15 protein-coding genes are annotated in these 20,388 nt (G+C 51.6%); 2 read left to right on the forward strand and 13 right to left on the reverse strand.

The window, feature by feature from the left end; translation table 11 throughout:
- Positions 1-2: 2 nt before the first annotated feature.
- The 10 genes from cydB to sdhC form a co-directional block, all read right to left on the reverse strand.
- Positions 3-1,142, reverse strand: a complete 1,140-nt coding sequence (gene cydB, locus ACJY2G_RS12895; protein WP_430318969.1) for a cytochrome d ubiquinol oxidase subunit II — start codon at positions 1,140-1,142, stop codon at positions 3-5.
- 14 nt (positions 1,143-1,156) lie between these two features.
- A complete protein-coding gene (gene cydA, locus ACJY2G_RS12900) occupies positions 1,157-2,725 on the reverse strand; it encodes a cytochrome ubiquinol oxidase subunit I (RefSeq protein WP_120160391.1) in 1,569 nt (522 codons plus the stop codon).
- Between the two features lie 699 nt (positions 2,726-3,424).
- Positions 3,425-4,297: a succinate--CoA ligase subunit alpha gene (gene sucD, locus ACJY2G_RS12905; RefSeq protein ID WP_101077378.1), complete on the reverse strand. Its 873-nt coding sequence runs from the start codon at positions 4,295-4,297 to the stop codon at positions 3,425-3,427.
- Complete coding sequence (sucC, locus tag ACJY2G_RS12910) at positions 4,297-5,463, reverse strand: ADP-forming succinate--CoA ligase subunit beta (protein ID WP_113876027.1); 1,167 nt, start codon at positions 5,461-5,463, stop codon at positions 4,297-4,299. The genes sucD and sucC overlap by 1 nt, the downstream gene beginning before the upstream one ends.
- 100 nt (positions 5,464-5,563) lie before the next feature.
- Positions 5,564-6,793: a 2-oxoglutarate dehydrogenase complex dihydrolipoyllysine-residue succinyltransferase gene (odhB, locus tag ACJY2G_RS12915; RefSeq protein WP_113876028.1), complete on the reverse strand. Its 1,230-nt coding sequence runs from the start codon at positions 6,791-6,793 to the stop codon at positions 5,564-5,566.
- 45 nt (positions 6,794-6,838) lie between these two features.
- Complete coding sequence (gene sucA, locus ACJY2G_RS12920; RefSeq protein ID WP_120160387.1) at positions 6,839-9,646, reverse strand: 2-oxoglutarate dehydrogenase E1 component; 2,808 nt, start codon at positions 9,644-9,646, stop codon at positions 6,839-6,841.
- A gap of 405 nt (positions 9,647-10,051) precedes the next feature.
- Positions 10,052-10,768 carry a succinate dehydrogenase iron-sulfur subunit gene (locus tag ACJY2G_RS12925; protein WP_013576440.1) on the reverse strand — a complete coding sequence of 239 codons (717 nt, stop codon included), beginning with the start codon at positions 10,766-10,768 and terminating at the stop codon, positions 10,052-10,054.
- A 19-nt stretch (positions 10,769-10,787) separates the two neighbouring features.
- The gene (sdhA, locus tag ACJY2G_RS12930) at positions 10,788-12,554 is read right to left on the reverse strand and encodes a succinate dehydrogenase flavoprotein subunit (protein ID WP_112289181.1); all 1,767 of its coding nucleotides are present in this window, start codon (positions 12,552-12,554) and stop codon (positions 10,788-10,790) included.
- A gap of 3 nt (positions 12,555-12,557) precedes the next feature.
- Positions 12,558-12,905, reverse strand: coding sequence for a succinate dehydrogenase membrane anchor subunit (gene sdhD, locus ACJY2G_RS12935; RefSeq protein ID WP_095921202.1), 348 nt, complete (start codon positions 12,903-12,905; stop codon positions 12,558-12,560).
- On the reverse strand, positions 12,899-13,288 hold the full coding sequence (gene sdhC / locus ACJY2G_RS12940; RefSeq protein ID WP_015698116.1) for a succinate dehydrogenase cytochrome b556 subunit: 390 nt from the start codon (positions 13,286-13,288) through the stop codon (positions 12,899-12,901). The genes sdhD and sdhC overlap by 7 nt, the downstream gene beginning before the upstream one ends.
- An 877-nt stretch (positions 13,289-14,165) precedes the next feature.
- On the opposite strand from sdhC, the gene ACJY2G_RS12945 reads away from it, so the two are divergent.
- Positions 14,166-15,449, forward strand: a complete 1,284-nt coding sequence (locus tag ACJY2G_RS12945) for a citrate synthase (RefSeq protein WP_112289179.1) — start codon at positions 14,166-14,168, stop codon at positions 15,447-15,449.
- A 125-nt stretch (positions 15,450-15,574) separates the two neighbouring features.
- On the opposite strand, the gene ACJY2G_RS12950 is transcribed toward ACJY2G_RS12945, so the two are convergent.
- Positions 15,575-15,865 carry a hypothetical protein gene (locus ACJY2G_RS12950; RefSeq protein ID WP_430318968.1) on the reverse strand — a complete coding sequence of 97 codons (291 nt, stop codon included), beginning with the start codon at positions 15,863-15,865 and terminating at the stop codon, positions 15,575-15,577.
- Between the two features lie 82 nt (positions 15,866-15,947).
- Here ACJY2G_RS12950 and ACJY2G_RS12955 point away from each other — a divergent pair, with 82 nt between their 5' ends.
- A complete protein-coding gene (locus ACJY2G_RS12955; RefSeq protein ID WP_430318967.1) occupies positions 15,948-18,887 on the forward strand; it encodes an autotransporter outer membrane beta-barrel domain-containing protein in 2,940 nt (979 codons plus the stop codon).
- 46 nt (positions 18,888-18,933) lie between these two features.
- Here the strand turns inward: ACJY2G_RS12955 and nei are convergent, their stop codons facing one another.
- On the reverse strand, positions 18,934-19,728 hold the full coding sequence (gene nei / locus ACJY2G_RS12960; RefSeq protein WP_430318966.1) for an endonuclease VIII: 795 nt from the start codon (positions 19,726-19,728) through the stop codon (positions 18,934-18,936).
- Positions 19,728-20,378, reverse strand: coding sequence for a pyroglutamyl-peptidase I (gene pcp / locus ACJY2G_RS12965; protein WP_132965175.1), 651 nt, complete (start codon positions 20,376-20,378; stop codon positions 19,728-19,730). Before pcp ends, nei begins: the two co-directional genes overlap by 1 nt.
- Positions 20,379-20,388 lie beyond the last annotated feature (10 nt).

The following is a 20,388-nucleotide window of genomic DNA, read 5'->3' on the forward strand; positions in this document are numbered from 1 at the left end:
CCTTAATACAACGAATGCTTGTTGTTCTCGATGTAGTGTTTATCGAGGCGACCGAACATCTTGTAATACGCCCATGAGGTGTAAATCAGGATGATTGGCACAAAGATACAGGCAACAACGGTCATCACTCTGAGCGTCAGCAAGGTGGATGTCGCATCCCACATGGTCAGGCTGGCGTTCGGCTCAGTGATTGACGGCATCACGAACGGGAACATAGTGATACCCGCAGTCAGGATCACACAGGCGATAGTCAGTGAGTTACTGATGAATGCCAGCGCCGCTTTGTTCATGCGTGAGAACAAAATGGTCAGCAGCGGCAGAATCACACCCAGTGCAGGGATCGCCCACAGGCCCGGAGTCTTGTTGAAGTTAGCCAGCCATGCACCGGCTTCATGAGACACCGTTTTGCGCAGCGGATTTGAAGGGCCGGCGTGATCCATAACAGACGTCACGGTGAAGCCATCAATCCCTTTCACTAACCAGATACCTGCCAGCAGGAAGCACACCATCATCACCAGTGCAGAAATCTGCGACGCGGTGCGGGTACGCAGGTGCAGTTCACCCACAGTACGCATTTGCAGATAGGTGGCACCTTGCGTGATAAGCATGGTCAGGCTGACCAGACCCGCCAGAATGCCGTACGGGTTCAGCAGGCCAAACAGGTTACCGGTGTAGAACAGACGCAGGTCGCTGTCGATATGGAACGGAACACCCAGCAGCAGGTTACCGAACGCCACACCGAACACCAGCGCAGGGACGAAGCTGCCGATAAAGATGCCCCAGTCCCACATGCCACGCCAGCGCGGGCTCTCGAGTTTTGAACGATAGTCAAAGCCCAGCGGACGGAAGAACAAGGCGCACAGCACCAGCACCATCGCGGCGTAGAAGCCGGAGAATGCCGCGGCGTAAACCATCGGCCATGCTGCAAACAATGCACCACCGGCGGTGATCAGCCAGACCTGGTTACCGTCCCAGTGCGGGGCGATGGCGTTGATCATCACACGGCGGTCAATATCGGTTTTACCGATAATGCGCACCAGAATGCCCACGCCCATATCAAATCCATCGGTGACTGCGAAGCCGATAAAGAGCACGCCAATCAGCACCCACCAGATGAACCGTAAAACTTCATAATCAAACATAAGTGGACTCCCTATTACCGAGCTTGCTCAAGTGGCGCTGAAGTTTGTTCATAATGATAACGGCCAGTTTTCAGGCTGCTTGGGCCCAGGCGCGCATATTTGAACATCAGGAACATTTCAGCGATCAGGAACAGGGTGTACAGGCCACAGATGAGGATCATCGAGGAGAGTACATCACCCACAGTCAGTGAAGAGTGCGCAACCGCAGTCGGTAACACCTCACCAATCGCCCAAGGCTGACGGCCATATTCGGCAACGAACCAGCCCGCTTCGACAGCAATCCACGGCAATGGCAGGCCGATGAATACCGCGCGGTGTAACCAGCGTTTCTGACCAATCTTGCCGCGCAATACGGTATAGAAGGACAGCGCAATCAGCACGAACATCAGGATGCCGCAGGCAACCATGATACGGAATGCGAAGTACAGCGGCAGAACGCGCGGAATAGAATCTTTGGTCGCTTTCTGAATTTGTGCGTCAGTCGCACCCGCCGGGTTGTCGGTATAGCGTTTCAGCAACATACCGTAGCCCAGATCCTGCTTAGCATTTTCGAAATCGCTGCGTACTTTCGGGTCAGTGTTGCCCGAACGCAGTTCTTCCAGCAGGGTGTAGGCTTTCATACCATTGCGGATACGCACTTCGTGTTGCGCCATCAGGTCTTTCAGACCGGTGACCGGCGTATCAACAGAACGCGTGGCAATCAGGCCGAGCAGATATGGGATCTGAATAGAATATTCGTTCTCCATTTTGTCCTGGTTAGGCATACCAAACAGCGTGAAGCTGGCCGGTGCAGGTTGGGTGTCCCACTCTGCTTCGATAGCTGCCAGTTTGGTTTTCTGCACGTCACCCATTTCATAACCGGATTCATCACCCAGCACGATAACGGAAAGTACGGCAGCCAGACCAAAGCTTGCAGCAATCGCAAATGAGCGTTTCGCGAAACCGACGTCACGACCTTTAAGCAGGTAGTAAGAGCTGATAGCCAGAATGAACATCGCGCCAGTCACATAACCAGACGCTACGGTGTGAACGAATTTAACCTGCGCAACCGGGTTCAGGACCAGCTCAGAGAAGCTGACCATTTCCATACGCATGGTTTCGTAGTTGAAGGTGGAAGCAATCGGGTTTTGCATCCAGCCGTTCGCCACCAGGATCCACAAGGCGGACAAGTTTGAGCCAAGCGCCACAAACCAGGTCACTGTCATGTGTTGAACTTTAGAGAGACGATCCCAACCGAAGAAGAACAGGCCGACTAAAGTGGATTCCAGGAAGAACGCCATCAAACCTTCGATCGCCAGAGGCGCACCGAAGATATCACCGACGTAATGTGAGAAATATGACCAGTTAGTACCGAACTGGAATTCCATAGTTAAACCGGTTGCAACGCCCAGTGCAAAGTTAATTGCAAAGAGTTTGCCCCAGAATTTGGTCATATCTTTATAGATTTGTTTGCCGGAAAGCACATAAACCGTTTCCATAATTGCCAGTAAAAACGCCATACCCAGCGTTAATGGGACAAATAGGAAATGGTACATGGCTGTTAAAGCAAACTGTAAACGCGACAGTTCAACGATATCAAACATCTTGACCCCTTGCTCCTCGGAGGAAGACCCCAAATTGCGATCTTTGACGAACCGGTTGCCGGAACGCCTCTTGACTACCAATATTCAAATGTGTGTAGAACAGAAATGCCCGCGGCAGGCACTCTGAACCCGGAAAACGCACGGTCAGTAAGCCTCTAAGAGGCTGATGAGCAGGCGAAATCACGGGGAAAAGTAAACATACAAAAAACTGATGTTACAGGACCAATATGTTACGCCAGTAATCCCACACATTAAATAGGTTTTTTAGTGACCCAAAGCGGATTTCCGTGTACAGGTCAATTTAAGAACAAAACAGTGAAAATCGCTGTAATTGATCTGCCGCAATTTAAGCCTATCTCCTTGTTTATTTCTATATTACCCACATCAATTTCTGAAAAAATATTTCAGGATGTTAATCATTGGTTTCATTGGGCTTTAAGGGTGGACTTAATGTTAATTAATTGTGCTTATATGGTTGTCATTAATATCTATTTTGCTACCTGTTGAAACCTAATTATTAACCTTTTATTTCCAATGAACCTATCGTGCTGTGTTAATAAATATAGCTCAATTCAGCGAATGTTAAATATTTCGCTTAAAATAAAAAAGGCCACCCGAAGGCGGCCAACATGTCGAATCAGTTTCTTAAATAAATCGACTTACATCGCACCGGATTTTTTCCGGCGCGACGGGTATTACTTATTGCGGCAGGACAGATTTCACGGCTTCGCCGATATCTGCCAGGCTGCGAACGGTTTTAACGCCGGCCGCTTCCAGTGCTGCAAATTTCTCGTCAGCAGTGCCTTTACCACCGGCAATGATGGCACCTGCGTGGCCCATACGCTTGCCTTTAGGCGCAGTCACACCGGCGATGTAGCCCACAACCGGTTTAGTCACGTGTGCTTTGATGTACGCAGCAGCTTCTTCTTCTGCGTTACCACCGATTTCACCGATCATGACGATCACTTCAGTCTGTGGATCTTCCTGGAACAGCTTCAGGATATCGATGAAGTTAGAGCCTGGGATCGGGTCACCGCCGATGCCGACGCAGGTAGACTGGCCGTAACCGTAATCAGTGGTCTGTTTAACGGCTTCATAGGTCAGTGTACCGGAGCGGGAAACGATGCCCACTTTGCCTGGCAGGTGAATATGGCCAGGCATGATGCCAATTTTGCATTCGCCAGGGGTGATCACGCCCGGGCAGTTTGGCCCAATCATCACGGCATCGCTCTGATCCAGTTTCACTTTAACCACCAGCATATCCAGCGTCGGGATGCCTTCAGTGATACAGATGATCAGTTTGATACCCGCATCCAGCGCTTCCAGAATGGAGTCTTTGCAGAACGGAGCCGGAACATAAATTACAGACGCCGTTGCGCCGGTAGTTTCTACCGCTTCGCGCACGGTGTTGAACACGGGCAGACCCAGGTGCTCGGTGCCGCCTTTGCCTGGCGTAACGCCGCCAACCATTTTGGTGCCGTAAGCGATGGCTTGTTCGGAGTGGAAAGTCCCCTGGCTACCGGTGAAACCCTGGCAGATAACTTTGGTGTTCTTGTTGATTAAAATCGACATTATTTCCCCTCCACTGCCGCGACAACTTGTTGAGCCGCATTCGTCAGGCTGGTCGCTGCAATGATGTTCAAACCGCTGTCTGCCAGTTTTTTGGCACCCAGCTCTGCATTGTTACCTTCAAGACGTACCACAACCGGTACGCTGACGCCCACTTCTTCCACCGCGCCGATGATACCGTCGGCGATCAGGTCGCAACGTACGATACCGCCGAAGATGTTAACGAAGACGGCTTTCACTTTTTCATCAGACAGAATGATTTTGAAGGCTTCAGTCACGCGTTCTTTGGTTGCACCACCGCCAACATCCAGGAAGTTAGCCGGTTCGCCACCGTGCAGTTTCACGATGTCCATGGTACCCATTGCCAGACCGGCACCGTTCACCATGCAACCGATGTTGCCGTCGAGGGCAACGTAGTTCAGTTCCCACTGCGCTGCCTGTGATTCACGGGCATCTTCCTGGCTGTAATCGCGCATTTCGCGCAATTCTGGCTGACGGAACAAGGCGTTGCCGTCCGCACCCAGTTTGCCGTCGAGGCAGATCAGGTCGCCAGCGGTAGTCACCACCAGCGGGTTGATTTCGATCAGCGCCAGATCGCGCTCAAGGAAGATGTTCGCCAGACCCATGAAGATCTTAGTGAACTGCTGAACCTGCTTACCGGTCAGACCCAGTTTGAACGCCAGTTCGCGACCCTGGTAAGGCTGCGGACCTGCCAGCGGATCCAGGGCTACTTTATGGATCAGGTGTGGCGTTTCTTCTGCCACTTTCTCAATTTCCACGCCGCCTTCGGTAGAGGCCATGAACACCACACGACGGGAGCTGCGATCGACTACCGCACCGAGGTACAGTTCCTGATCGATATCCGTTGCCGCTTCAACCAGGATCTGGTTAACCGGCTGACCGCTGGCGTCTGTCTGATAAGTCACCAGACGTTTACCTAACCAGTGCTCAGCAAAAGCACGAATTTCTTCTTTGCTTTTAACCACTTTCACGCCGCCCGCTTTACCGCGGCCACCGGCATGAACCTGACATTTCACCACCCACGGACCGGCACCGATTTTCGATGCAGCCTCTTCCGCTTCACGCGGGGTGGAACAGGCGAAGCCTGATGGTGCTGGCAGGCCGTAGCGCAGGAACAGCTGTTTCGCCTGATACTCGTGTAAATTCATGATGTTCTATCCATTCTTATTCGGTAAGTAGGAAGGCTTATCAGGGCACAGCGAACTGTGCCGCAGATTTTTCGATCTCTAATCTTTCGCTGCGCCAGGACTAGACGTCCAGCAGCAGACGAGCCGGATCTTCCAGCATTTCTTTGATGGTCACCAGGAAGCCGACCGATTCACGGCCATCCACCAGACGGTGATCGTAGGACAGTGCCAGATACATCATTGGCAGAATCACTACCTGACCATTGACTGCCATAGGACGATCTTTAATGGCATGCATGCCGAGGATCGCACTCTGTGGTGGGTTGATGATTGGCGTGGACATCAGGGAGCCGAAGACGCCGCCGTTGGTCACGGTAAAGTTACCGCCGGTCAGTTCTTCCACTTTCAGTTTGCCGTCACGACCTTTGATCGCCAGCTCTTTGATTTGCTTCTCGATATCAGCCATGCCCAGCGTATCTACGTCACGCAGAACTGGCGTGACCAGACCACGTGGAGTCGATACCGCAATGCTGACGTCGAAATAGTTGTGGTAAACCACATCTTCGCCATCAATAGACGCGTTCACTTCCGGATAGCGTTTCAGCGCTTCAACCACGGCTTTCAGATAGAAAGACATGAAGCCCAGACGCACGCCGTGACGTTTTTCGAAACCATCACCGTACTGCTTACGCAGATCCATGATTGGCTTCATGTTGATTTCGTTGAAGGTGGTCAGCATCGCAGTGCTGTTTTTCGCTTCAAGCAGACGCTCAGCCACGCGCTTACGCAGACGGGTCATCGGCACACGTTTTTCGCTACGTGAACCCAGAGCAGGAGCGGCGCTGGAAGCTGCCGGAGCGGCGGCTGGCGCGGCTGCCGGTTTAGCGTCTTTGGCTTTCGCCAGATGCTGTTCGATATCTTCACGGGTCAGACGACCGCCGACACCGCTGCCTTTGATCGCGCTGGCATCCAGAGAATGTTCAGCAATCAGGCGGCGGATAGCCGGGCTGAGTGCGTCATTGTTCTCTTCTTCCAGTGCTGCTGTGTGGCGTGCCGCAGGAGTCGCTTCTTTTTCGGAGCTTTTCTCAGTGCTTGGCTTACCGGAGCTGTTGCCCGGACGGATACGCGCCAGGATCTGGCGGGAAATCACGGTAGCGCCTTCGTCTTCGATGATGCTGTCCAGAATACCGGCTTCACTTGCTGGCACTTCCAGAACCACTTTATCGGTTTCAATTTCTACCAGTACGTCGTCACGCTCAACACTGTCGCCCGGTTTTTTGTGCCAGGTGGCAACCGTCGCATCCGCAACGGATTCAGGAAGGTCAGGGACCAGAATATCTACGCTACTCATTATAAATCCTTCTTATGTTCCATAGTGTTAACTCACGCCAACGCGTTATTTAACGTTAAGCGCATCGTTAACCAGATCTTGCTGTTGCTTCTGGTGAACGGACATGTAGCCGACTGCCGGGGAAGCAGAGGCCGGACGTCCTGCGTAACGTAAAGAAGCCCCGAAAGGAATCACTTCACGGAAATTGTGCTGGCTGCAATACCACGCGCCCTGGTTCAGCGGCTCTTCCTGACACCAGACGAAGTCATGAACGTGTGAGAATTTCTCAAGCACTTCCTGAATCGCTTTGTGCGGGAACGGATACAGCTGCTCGATGCGGACAATCGCCACATCGGTTTGCTCGTTTTTGCGACGTTGTTCCAGCAGGTCGTAGTAAACCTTACCGGAGCACATCACCACGCGCTTAACCTGTTTTGGATCCAGTTCGTCAACTTCACCAATCGCTGGCAGGAAGCTGCCGTCGGCCAGTTCTTCCAGCGTAGAAACCGCCAGAGGATGACGCAACAGTGACTTCGGTGACATCACGATCAGCGGACGACGCATACCACGCAGTGCCTGACGACGGATCATGTGGTAAACCTGCGCCGGGGTAGACGGGATACACACCTGCATGTTTTGCTCAGCGCAAAGTTGCAGATAGCGTTCCAGACGTGCGGAGGAGTGCTCCGGCCCCTGCCCTTCGTAGCCGTGCGGCAGCAGCATCACCAGACCACACATGCGGCCCCATTTCTGTTCGCCGGAACTGATGAACTGGTCGATAACTACCTGCGCACCGTTGGCGAAGTCACCGAACTGCGCTTCCCAGATGGTCAGGGTACGCGGTTCAGCAGTCGCATAACCGTATTCAAACGCCAGTACCGCTTCTTCGGAAAGCACGGAATCCCAGACGTTGAACTCGCCCTGGCTGTTATGAATATTGGCCAGCGGCACGTACACGGAACCGTTTTTCTGATTGTGGATCACAGCATGACGGTGGAAGAAGGTGCCACGACCGGTATCTTCACCGGACAGACGAATCGGAATGCCTTCGTCCACCAGCGTAGCGTACGCCAGATTTTCTGCGCCGCCCCAGTCGAATTTCTTATTACCTGCGGCCATCTCGTTACGGTCGCCGTAAATCTTGGCAACGCGTGACTGCATTTCAATCGCATCCGGCACATGGCTGACGCGACGCGCCAGTTCCTGCAGACGTTTCAGCTCAACCTTATTCGGGTATGGCTCGTCCCACTCATGATTCAGATACGGCGACCAGGTGAAAGTGTGCATGTCATTCTGACGCCACTCTTCCACTACACACTCACCGGCATCCAGCGCATCACGGTATAGATTGACCATTTCCGTCGCATCTTCGAGGCTGGCAACGTTCTGCTCAGTCAGGACATCAGCGTAGATTTTGCGTGGCGTCGGGTGTTTCTTGATCTTGGTGTACATCAGCGGCTGGGTTGCGCTAGGTTCGTCGGCCTCGTTATGGCCGTGGCGACGGTAGCAAACCAGGTCGATCATGACGTCACGTTTAAAGGTGTTACGGAAATCCAGTGCCAGACGGGTCACGAAAGCCACCGCTTCAGGATCATCTGCATTGACGTGGAAAATCGGTGCCTGCACCATTTTCGCGATGTCCGTACAATAATCGGTAGAACGTGCATCTTTCGGATTCGAGGTGGTGAAGCCCACCTGGTTATTGATGACGATACGCACGGTACCGCCCACTTCATAACCGCGTGCCAGCGACATGTTCAGGGTTTCCTGAACCACACCCTGACCGGTAATTGCCGCGTCACCGTGAATGGTGATTGGCAGAACCATGTTGCTGCGCGCTTCGTCCAGACGATCACGACGGGCACGAACAGAACCGATGACGACCGGGCTGACGATTTCCAGGTGCGACGGGTTAAACGCCAGCGCCAGGTGAACCATACCGCCTTCGGTTTCCACATCAGACGAATAGCCCATGTGGTATTTCACGTCACCGGTACCCAGGTGTTCTTTATGCTTACCGGAGAATTCGTCGAACAGGTCCTGAGGTTTTTTCCCCAGCACGTTGATCAGCACGTTCAGACGTCCGCGGTGCGCCATACCCAGCACCACTTCGCGCGTTCCGTTTTTGCCGGCATGACGGATCATGTCTTTGAGCATAGGAACCAGCGCATCGCCACCTTCGAGAGAGAAACGTTTTGCACCCGGGAATTTAGCACCCAGATAACGTTCCAGACCTTCAGCTGCGGTCAGTTCTTTCAGGAAGGTTTTCTTTTCATCATTGGTGAAATTCGCACGACCCGCCACGGATTCGATACGCTGTTGGATCCAGCGTTTCTCTTCGGTGTTGGTGATGTGCATGTATTCCGCACCAATGGATCCGCAATAGGTTTGCTTCAGGGCTTTATACAGCTCGCCGAGCTGCATGGTTTCCTTGCCAATGGCAAATGAACCGACGTTGAAGGTCTCCTGGAAATCAGCTTCTGTCAGATGATGGAACGCAGGATCCAGATCAGGTACATCGTCCAGTTTCCACAGGCCGAGGGGATCAAGGTTCGCGTTCTGATGGCCACGGAAGCGGAAGGCGTTGATTAACTGCAGCACCTTGACTTGCTTGGCATCCGTTTCCGGATCGCTGATGGAGGAGTTATAACGTGACGCGTCTTTCGCCAGGCGGCGGAAGTAGTCTCGTGTTTGAGAATGGAGTTGCTCTGGTTTCACACCCACTGTTGGTAGCTGTTTAAAAATCGAACGCCAGCTATCGTCAACGGAACCAGGATCGGTTAAGTAGTCTTCATAGAGTTGTTCTATGTAAGACTGGTTCGCACCCGCCAGATAGGAGGAATCCAGCCAGGCCTTCATTGCGCCGTTCTGCATCGTGATCCCTTAAGCTTTGAAGCTTTAGTTTTCGCCGTGGTTAATAATATTGACCGTGATACACCGCGGTAAAACGGTTTTCCTTACTAAAACAGTTCGCTGGTTGAGCGTTTGGCTCTTCAAGGAACCTTCAAAAATCATCCATCTGGCTGAGTGATTTTTGAAGTTGCCCTGCTTTTTCTTCCCGACTCTTTACTGCCCTTTTATCCCCCTGTTTTTCACCCGGCTATCTTACTCCAGTCAGGCGCAACTTTGTTGCACTTGTTGCTACTTTGTTATTAAAAAATTACTTATTTGCTATCGTCGCCTCAGTTACCGCATTTGTAACTAAAGAAAGTGCAAAACCGGTGGTAACTAAATAACAGCGGGAACCTGAGTTCCCGCTGATTGCGTTACCTAAACCACTCAGGCACCACGCTGCAGAAGCATGGATTTGATATGGCCAATCGCCTTGGTCGGGTTCAGCCCTTTCGGACACACACTCACACAGTTCATGATGCTGTGGCAGCGGAATACGCTGAAAGCATCGTTCAGATCGTCGAGGCGCGATTGTGTTTCGGTATCGCGGCTGTCGATCAGGAAGCGGTAAGCGGCCAGAAGGCCTGCCGGACCGACAAATTTGTCCGGATTCCACCAGAACGAAGGACAAGATGTTGAGCAGCAGGCGCAGAGAATACATTCGTACAATCCGTCCAGCTTTTCACGGTCATCCGGCATCTGTAAATGTTCACGCGCCGGAGGATTCTTCCCATCATTCAACAGGTAAGGCTTAATCTTCTCATACTGCTTATAGAATTGTCCCATGTCCACAACAAGGTCGCGCACAACAGGCAAACCTGGTAACGGACGGATAACAATTTTCTTGCTGCCGTTACGCAACGTCGATACCGGCGTGATACACGCCAGACCGTTTTTACCGTTCATGTTCACGCCATCTGACCCGCAAACACCTTCACGGCATGAGCGGCGGAAAGCCAGCGTCGGATCCTGTTCTTTCAGCAAAATCAGCGCGTCGAGCAACATCATGTCGCGCCCTTCTTTCGCTTCCAGCACGTAATCCTTCATGTACGGAACGTCATCGACGTCCGGGTTGTAGCGATAAATCGAAAATTCAATTTTCATAATCTGTCTCCGCTCCGCCCTAGTAAGTACGCGCTTTCGGCGGGAACGCCGCGCGAAGCTTAGGCTGCATGTTCACCTCACGGCGGGTCATGCTTTCTGTTTCCGGCTGATACAGCGTATGGCACAACCAGTTCGCATCATCACGCTCAGGGAAGTCGAAGCGGCTGTGTGCGCCACGGCTTTCTGTTCGGTAGTTTGCGGAGACGGCAGTAGAGAACGCAGTTTCCATCAGGTTATCCAGCTCCAGACACTCGACGCGCTGGGTGTTGAATTCTGAGGAGGTATCATCCAGACGCGCTGATTTCAGACGCTCGCGGATCACTTTCAGCTCTTCCAGACCTTTTGCCATCGCATCACCTTCACGGAAGACCGAGAAGTTGTTCTGCATGCACGATTGCAGGTCTTTACGGATTGCCACCGGATCTTCACCTGAACGGGTGTTATTCCAGCGGTTCAGACGTTCCAGAGACACATCGATATCATCCTGAGACGCATCGCGGCTGTCGCCCTGCTCGGCAATGGATTCCTGCAGATGCATACCCGCTGCACGACCAAACACCACCAGATCCAGCAGTGAGTTACCACCAAGGCGGTTAGCGCCGTGAACCGATACGCAGGCGATTTCGCCGACCGCGAACAGCCCCGGGATCACTTCATCCTGACCCTGCGCGTTCACACGCAGCGCCTGACCGGTCACTTTGGTCGGAATACCGCCCATCATGTAATGGCAGGTTGGGATAACAGGAATTGGCTCTTTCACCGGATCGACGTGTGCGAAGGTACGCGACAGTTCGAGAATACCCGGCAGGCGGGATTCCAGAACGTCTTTACCCAGATGATCAAGTTTCAGTTTGGCGTGCGGGCCCCACGGACCTTCACAGCCACGGCCTTCACGGATTTCGATCATGATGGAACGCGCCACCACGTCACGACCCGCCAGGTCTTTCGCATTCGGCGCATAACGTTCCATGAAACGCTCGCCGTCTTTATTAAGCAGATAACCGCCTTCACCACGACAGCCTTCTGTTACCAGAACCCCTGCACCGGCAATACCGGTCGGGTGGAACTGCCACATTTCCATATCCTGAACCGGCACGCCTGCACGCAGCGCCATGCCGACACCGTCACCGGTATTAATGTGGGCGTTGGTGGTGGACTGATAAATACGGCCTGCACCGCCGGTGGCCAGCACGGTAGCTTTAGCTTTGAAGTACACCACTTCACCGGTTTCGATACAGATAGCCGTACAGCCGACGATGGCGCCGTCCTGGTTTTTCACTAAATCCAGTGAATACCATTCGGAGAAAATCGTGGTGCCGTTCTTCAGGTTTTGCTGATACAGCGTGTGCAGCAAGGCGTGACCGGTACGGTCAGCGGCTGCCGCAGTACGTGCCGCCTGCTCACCGCCGAAGTTCTTCGACTGGCCGCCAAACGGACGCTGATAAATACGACCGTCTTCAAGACGGGAGAAAGGCAGCCCCATGTGTTCCAGTTCCAGAATCGCTTCCGGGCCGGTTTTACACATATATTCAATGGCGTCCTGGTCACCGATATAGTCGGAACCTTTTACGGTGTCGTACATGTGCCATTCCCAGTCATCCTCATGGGTGTTACCCAGCGCGACGGTGATACCGCCCTGCGCTGACACCGTATGGGAGCGGGTCGGGAAGACTTTTGAAATCAGGGCGCAGGACAGCCCCATTTGTGAAATTTGTAACGCGGCACGCATACCGGCGCCACCTGCACCGATAACGACAGCATCAAACTCTCTGACTGGCAGATTCATTTACTACGCTCCCCAAACAACAATTGTTCCGTAAAGTAGGTAAACCACTAATGTCACGACAATGGCCAGTTGCAGCACAAGCCGGACAGCTACCGGTTTCACATAGTCCGTTAACACCTGCCACATGCCGATCCACGCGTGGATCAGAATCGACAGCAGCGCCAGCAGTGTGAATACTTTGGTGATGGAGGAAGAGAAGAAGCCATGCCAGACATCAAATGTCAGTTCCTGAGCCAGAACCACGAAGCCCAGAATATAGAGGATGTACAGGGTGAGGATAATTGCGGAAGCACGCAGTAACAGCCAGTCGTGCACACCATTGCGCCCTAACGCAGAAACGTTGCTTACCATACGAGGACTCCAGCCAGAATTGACAGCACGACGGTCAGACCGATTGCCACCTGGGCAGAACGGGTACCGGCAGCCAAACTCTCTTCGATATAGCCAAAATCCATCAGCAAATGGCGGATGCCACCGCAAACGTGATAGGCCAGCGCAGTGAGTATTCCCCAAAAGATGAATTTGACGAAGAAGCTATTCATGATGGCGGCAGCATGTGCAAACCCTTCAGGAGAAGAGAGAGACAGGCCTAACAGCCAGAGGAGGATACCGACGGCGACGAAGGTAATTACGCCAGAGACTCGGTGTAAGATGGACGCTATCGCAGTAACAGGAAACCGGATCGTTTGCAGATCCAGATTGACAGGTCTTTGTTTTTTCACGGTTTTGCCCACACAGCTCTTATTATTTTACTTCCTCCGGGCCCGGAGCAGTATGTCAGACAGCATCCTTTCCTTCGTTCTTGTCGCTGTGGGTGCGTTGGCTGCGTGCGCTCACCCTAATCACTGACCTATGTCAGCTCATAGGGATTCGGTTGCTTGCCGTCTTCCCACAACACCAATAACTTTGGAAAGCTGAGCTAAAAGCTCATCAGTTTTCGCGCTCAAAGGACGACATCCAGTGTGCTTAAAAGGCGCGATAAACGTATTTTCGTAGCCGTAACGTAAAGGGCGAAGAAAATGATGCTGGGTGCTCCTACTTCGGATTGTCCGGAGACCTTGTAGGAGTATAGGTTGATCACATTCTTATTACAATTGCCCTACAAATGCTTTATTCACATTTCTCTGAAACAGTGAGTTAGCTCTCACTTTTCATAAAAGACACAAAATAAATTATCTGGTTTGACAATTGATCAACATTTCCATTACAAATGAGCTATCTCTATAGGACTGTGATACTGAGCACATACCGGCTTTCGCCTGATGCACCAGGAAGGTGAAAGTTTCTGAAGAATCAGTGGATCACACAATCGCAAATACGGGTCTTCCCTGATGGCTCAAGTTATGCAAAAGTGGTGATTGTGTAAATCCTCATGCTTCTCACAGGTACTGAGTGACAGAACAGTAATGATTTACCGAATCTTTAACAACGATGAAACGCCGCTTGTTTGTCACAGAGCAGTCTGAGACTGCAATTCGACTCAGCTCTACGTTCCCTTTTTCATTCGATCGAAGAGCTAAGGCTGACAATAATAATGACCTTACAAGGCGTCGCTTCCAGGCATTTCTGTTGTTAGGGATTTTTAAAAATAAGGCGCTAAGGAGACTGTAAATGGCTGATAAGAAAGCGACACTTACCCTACAAGGTCACGACCCGATCGAACTAAACGTGCTATCCGGCACACTGGGCCAGGATGAAATTGATATCCGCCCGTTAGGCGCGAAAGGTTTTTTCACCTATGACCCCGGTTTTACGTCTACCGCATCTTGCGAATCTAAAATCACCTTTATCGACGGTGACGAAGGGATCCTGTTACATCGCGGCTTCCCGATTGATCAACTGGCGCAAGAATCTACTTTCCTGGAAGTGAGTTATCTGCTGCTCAACGGCGAAACCCCGACGCCAGAACAGTATGAAGAATTCAAAACCAATGTGACCCGTCACACGATGGTTCACGAGCAAATCACCCGCCTGTTCCACGGTTTCCGTCGTGACTCTCACCCGATGGCTGTGCTGTGTGGTGTGACCGGCGCACTGGCGGCGTTTTATCACGACTCGATTGACGTCGAAAATGAACGTCACCGTGAAATCGCCGCTTACCGCCTGCTGTCCAAAATGCCGACCGTGGCAGCCATGTGTTACAAATATTCCATCGGCCAGCCGTTTGTATATCCGCGCAACGACCTGTCGTATGCCGGTAACTTCCTGCACATGATGTTCTCCACGCCGTGCGAAGAATACAAAGTGAACCCGATTCTGGAACGCGCCATGGATCGTATTCTGATCCTGCACGCTGACCACGAACAAAACGCCTCGACGTCTACCGTGCGTACCGCCGGTTCTTCAGGCGCTAACCCGTTTGCCTGTATCGCTGCGGGCATCGCATCCCTGTGGGGACCGGCTCACGGTGGCGCCAACGAAGCTGCGCTGAAAATGCTGGAAGAGATCAGCAGCGTTGATCACATTCCGGAATTCGTTAAGCGTGCGAAAGACAAAAATGATTCCTTCCGCCTGATGGGCTTCGGTCACCGTGTTTACAAAAACTATGACCCGCGCGCTACCGTAATGCGTGAAACCTGTCATGAAGTGCTGAAAGAGCTGGATCTGAAAGACAACCTGCTGGAAGTGGCGATGGAACTTGAGCACATTGCGCTCAACGACCCGTACTTCATCGAGAAGAAACTGTACCCGAACGTCGATTTCTACTCCGGCATCATTCTGAAAGCGATGGGTATTCCGTCTTCCATGTTTACCGTTATCTTCGCGATGGCGCGTACTGTTGGCTGGATTGCTCACTGGAGTGAAATGCATCAGGAAGGCATTAAAATCGCCCGTCCTCGTCAGCTGTATACCGGTTACGACAAGCGCGATTTCCATTCTCAGCTGAAAAAATAATTCTCCTCTAATATATAAGGCCGATGAATAACTCATCGGCTTTTTTATTTGTTAATTCACATGACAACTTAATTATATATTAAGATTTTTGAAAAAATATAAAAAGCAATACCAATGTTTGACGATTATCCCTCTGTGATATACCATCCCCCGAAATTCACTGGGCTACAAAAGCCATAGTCACCAGTAACACGATTCATTGCAATCCGGTAATTAAAAGAACGGATAAATGAAACATGTAATATAAACATGCCATTATTAAACCAAGGACATTCTGACATGGAAGAATATCGGAACGGCTCACGATCGTTTAAAAGAACATTATTATCTACAGCAATACTAAGTCTCTTACTCCCTTCTTTCACAACTTTGGCAACAGCGACATATTCTGGTGGTGAGTACAATTTCTCTAGCATAGAATCTTCTTCCACACCAGGTAATGACGGCATTGCCTATATTATTACCGACGCTGGCACAACAGTCACAGTTGCAGGAGAAATGACTCCCCCTGGTTACCTCGAGCCTATTCCTCTAGAATCGATAGTCTCCACGACCGGCAACGAAGCCTATGCCTTCAATATTATTAATGAAGGCAAACTGGTACTTAATTATGCTGACGTCAGCACAACAAATTCCAGTAAAACATTTAACATCACTACCGGTGCTTCGGCTGAAATTAATAATGCCGATATAATTTCAGGCAAACAGGATAGCAGTGTTATTTATGTCTCCGATAAAGGATCGGCTTTAACTGGCAATGATATTCGTATCACCAGTGATGCAGCTCAGGCCCGGGGAATTAATATCCGCTCAGGTGCGTCAGCTGATCTGAGCAATATTGACATTACCTTAACCAATGGCCGAAACGCGATCACCGTATCGGACTCAACCGCGATCATTGAAAACCTCACCATTAGTCAAAATTCTGAAAGTACTCAATCAGCTGTTTATGTATCAGGTTCGAGCGACACCAAGAAAGCCACCGCTGAGATAATAAACGGCAACGTCGAAATGACCGGTACTGGCGATATTATGGTGAATACAAACATTTACAGCGATGTCACGCTCAATGGCGGGACATATAAAGCGGTAGGTGATAATAACACCGGATTTTTTACAGCGACTAAAGGCGCGAAATTAATCGCCAATGACCTTACACTCATCACCGATGGCACGCACTCCAATGCGGTGGATGCACGGGGGGAGACAGAATTAAATAACGTCAGTATCACGACTCTGGGTAATCAGTCTTACGCTCTCTATGTCGATTCCAATGAAGCGACAAACGCGGGATTACCGCCCGTCATGCTGACTGCCAAAGATATGAAGATCAACACCACAGGGGCCAGTTCAGCCGCTGTTGTCGCTGCCCGCGCAGGGATTATGGATCTTGATGGCGCGGAGATCACAACTCAGGGATCAAACAGTAATCTGCTGGTAGCAATGAATGATTCCACCCTTGATGCCAATGCAGTCAAGGGAATGTCGACTGGCCAAGCTGCTTCCGCTATCCGTTCCTACGCCAACAGCCAGATGACCATCAGCAATAGCGAATTATCAGCCACCGGTGCATTAGCAAATGGCATCTATACGCAGGGTTTTGATGCAGACCATCAGGCCGTCATAACGCTGGATAACAGCCTTGTCAGCAGCGCCACCAGCGAGGGAATACTGGCTGCAGGTGCCAATACCCGGATTAACGTGAACAACGGATCAACCGTGCAAAGCGGAAACGGTATTCTGCTGAAAGCTGAAAGTTTCACAGATACTGATACGGGCGTGACCGTGCAAAGTCAGGTGAACTTATCCGCCAGTAACTCGCATATGGAAGGCGAAATCATTGTCGATACCGGCAGTATTGTGGATGTCTATCTTAACAGCGGCTCTGAATGGCAAGGCACTACCGCAAATACCAACAGCGTCAATATCGATGATTCCAGCCTGTGGACACTGACGGGTGATTCGACGATTTCGCAGATGAACTCAAGCGGCACCACACACTTCACTCACAGCGGCAATGAATATTCAGAGCTGACAGTGAATGGCAATATGACCGGTGACGGCGTTTATAGCATTAATACCTACCTTGATGACAGTAATTCGCCGACAGATAAGATCCACGTAACGGGCGACATTACCGGTCAAAATACCCTGTTTGTCACCAGCACTGGCGGCAACGGTAATAATACGCTGGGTAACGGGATTGAAGTGGTTACCGTGGATGGAACGAATACGCAGGGAACCGATGCTTTCACGCTGGGGAATTCTGTTTCTGCCGGCGCTTTCAACTACGGTCTGCGTAAAGGCGATATCACCACCGGTGAGGGCGAAAACTGGTATCTGAGCAATTGCGCCAGTTACGATTGTTCAACGCCTATCCCGGATCCAGATCCTATTCCGGACCCAACGCCAGATGATAATCCGGACGACAATCCTGATGATATTCCTGATGATATTCCTGACGATATCCCGGATGACAATCCTGATGTCAATCCAATCCCGACGCCATCCGATGACACTCAGCCATGGCGTGAGGAAGTGCCGGGATACATCGCGGCGCCAGTGCTGAATATGCAGTATGGCTTTGATGTGATCGGGACTTACCATCAGCGTACCGGCGGTGATGTGCTGCATAAAGACGGAGCCTGGGGTCGGATTGTCGGTACTCACACTGAGAATGACGCTGGTCGTTACAGCTTTGACACCGATACCTGGTATGCACAGTTGGGTATGGATCTGATGTGGGATAAAAACGAAGAAAATACCGAACGCAGTGCCGGTATTATCGTGACACTCGGACGTCAGAATACTGATGCGCAAGACAGCCTTCGCAGCAATAACCCGATGTATTCCGTACAAACCGGCAGTTTAGACAGCGACATCTACAGCATTGGTGGTTATTACACGCTGAAAGCGCAAGATGGCGGATACATTGACGCGGTGGGCATGGGCAGCTGGTATAAAAACAGTTATGACAGCACACATGATGCCGATCAGGACGGTTATGGCGTCGCGTTATCAGTAGAAGCTGGCAAGCCATTTACCCTGCATGAAAATCTGAAAATTGAACCACAGGCGCAGGTGATCTATCAGTATCTTAATCTGGAAGATTTCAACGATGACATCAGCCATGTCTCCGGCGTATCAACCAGTAACGCGCAGGCACGCGGCGGTGTGCGGCTGTTCCTGGATAATCCGACCTGGACGCCTTATCTGACGCTGGATGCTGTCACCACTATCGGCGATGAACCAGATGTACAAATCGCGGATCAGCGACTGAAAGCAGAATTCAGCGATAGCTGGTGGCAGACAGGCGCAGGTCTGGCGGGCAAACTCAGTGAAAACACCACGATTTATACTGACGTCCGCTACCAGAAAGGCTTTGATTCAGATCTGGAAGGCTACAGCGGCAATCTGGGTATCAAAGTGAATTTCTGATCCTTATTGGACTGAGCAAGGGCACTCCGGTGCCCTTTTTTATCACTCATACCTGACACACCGGACACCAGAAAAACGGTCGCGATGACACGCTGGTTTTCGCGATCGGATCACCGCAGCGCTCACAAGGCATACCCGTGCGGCCAAACACCTTGAAGCGAAACAGCGCGCCGTGATGCACATTTTCATCCATCGTGCCGCGTGTAGCATAAGATAACCGCGCAACAGACAAACAGGCATCCGCCAGCGCATCCAGTTCCGCTTCGTTCAGTTCTTTCGGTTTATGATCTGGCAATAGTTTCGCCAGCCAGAGAATTTCCGCCCGCAGATAGTTACCCAGCCCGGCCAGAAAAGCCTGATCCAGCAACATTCCGCCTAACTGCCGGTTGCAGAATTTAGGTGAAAGTAACCGCTCACGTACCTGTGCAACCGTCAATGTCTCATCCAGCACATCGGGGCCGATACGTTGCAGGAACGGATGATTCTCGATTTCCGCCGTATCGTAAATACTGATTTCCGACGCGCTGTACAGCAGGATCGCCGCGCCGGTGGTCTGCAATTTTACCCGCAGCGAGCGTTTGGTTTCTTTCGCCACTTCACCGGCATTCACCACCCGCCAGACACCATAGAGCTGATTGTGGCTGTAGAGCGTCAGTCCGTTAGAAAAGTGCGTCAGCAGCGCTTTGCCACGCGTTTCAATCGAGGTGATTTTCGTTCCGCGCAGTGCAGACTGATATGGTTTTAATGAGGGAAACGCAAACCACGCTTCCGTAAGCGGTTTATTGACCACCGCTTCTGCCAGTAAATCGGCAGCGCGGCGGATTTCAGGACCTTCTGGCATCAGTGAGTCGCACCCTCAGCAATTTTCAAATCTTGTTCCGTGTGCAGCGCGATAGCGATAGTCAGCTCAAGGGCGTTCAGGACAGTGTGTACTGACATACTCGGCGCGCCAGGATGCTTCGCCGCCTGTTCCGGCAGATAAGGAATATGGATAAAACCGCCCTTCACCACCTTGCATGACGGCTGGGCCAGCCGGTGCATCAGCCCGTACATCACGTGATTACAGACATAGGTACCGGCGGTTTGTGATACGCACGCCGGAATACCAGATTCGCGTAATCCGCTGACAATCGTTTTGATCGGCAGTGAGGAAAAATAGGCCGCAGGTCCGTCGGCGACAATGGTTTCGTCCACCGGCTGATTGCCTTCGTTATCAGGAATACGCGCATCATCGACGTTGATCGCCACACGTTCGAGACTGAAATCGACGCGCCCGCCCGCCTGTCCGACGCAAATCACCATTTCCGGCAGGATTTCATCAATTGCTGCATTCAGCGCATCAATGGCTTTACCGAACACACACGGCAACTGACGCACCACAATCTGCGCGCCGGATAACTCCAGATCGCCGAGTTGTTTGACCACTTCCCATGACGGATTCACACGCTCGCCGCCAAAAGGCTCAAAACCGGTTACCAGAACTTTACGCATTGATATTCCC

Origin of the sequence: Rahnella sp. ATs2, from assembly GCF_051851855.1 — a bacterium.
GTDB lineage: Bacteria > Pseudomonadota > Gammaproteobacteria > Enterobacterales > Enterobacteriaceae > Rahnella > Rahnella variigena.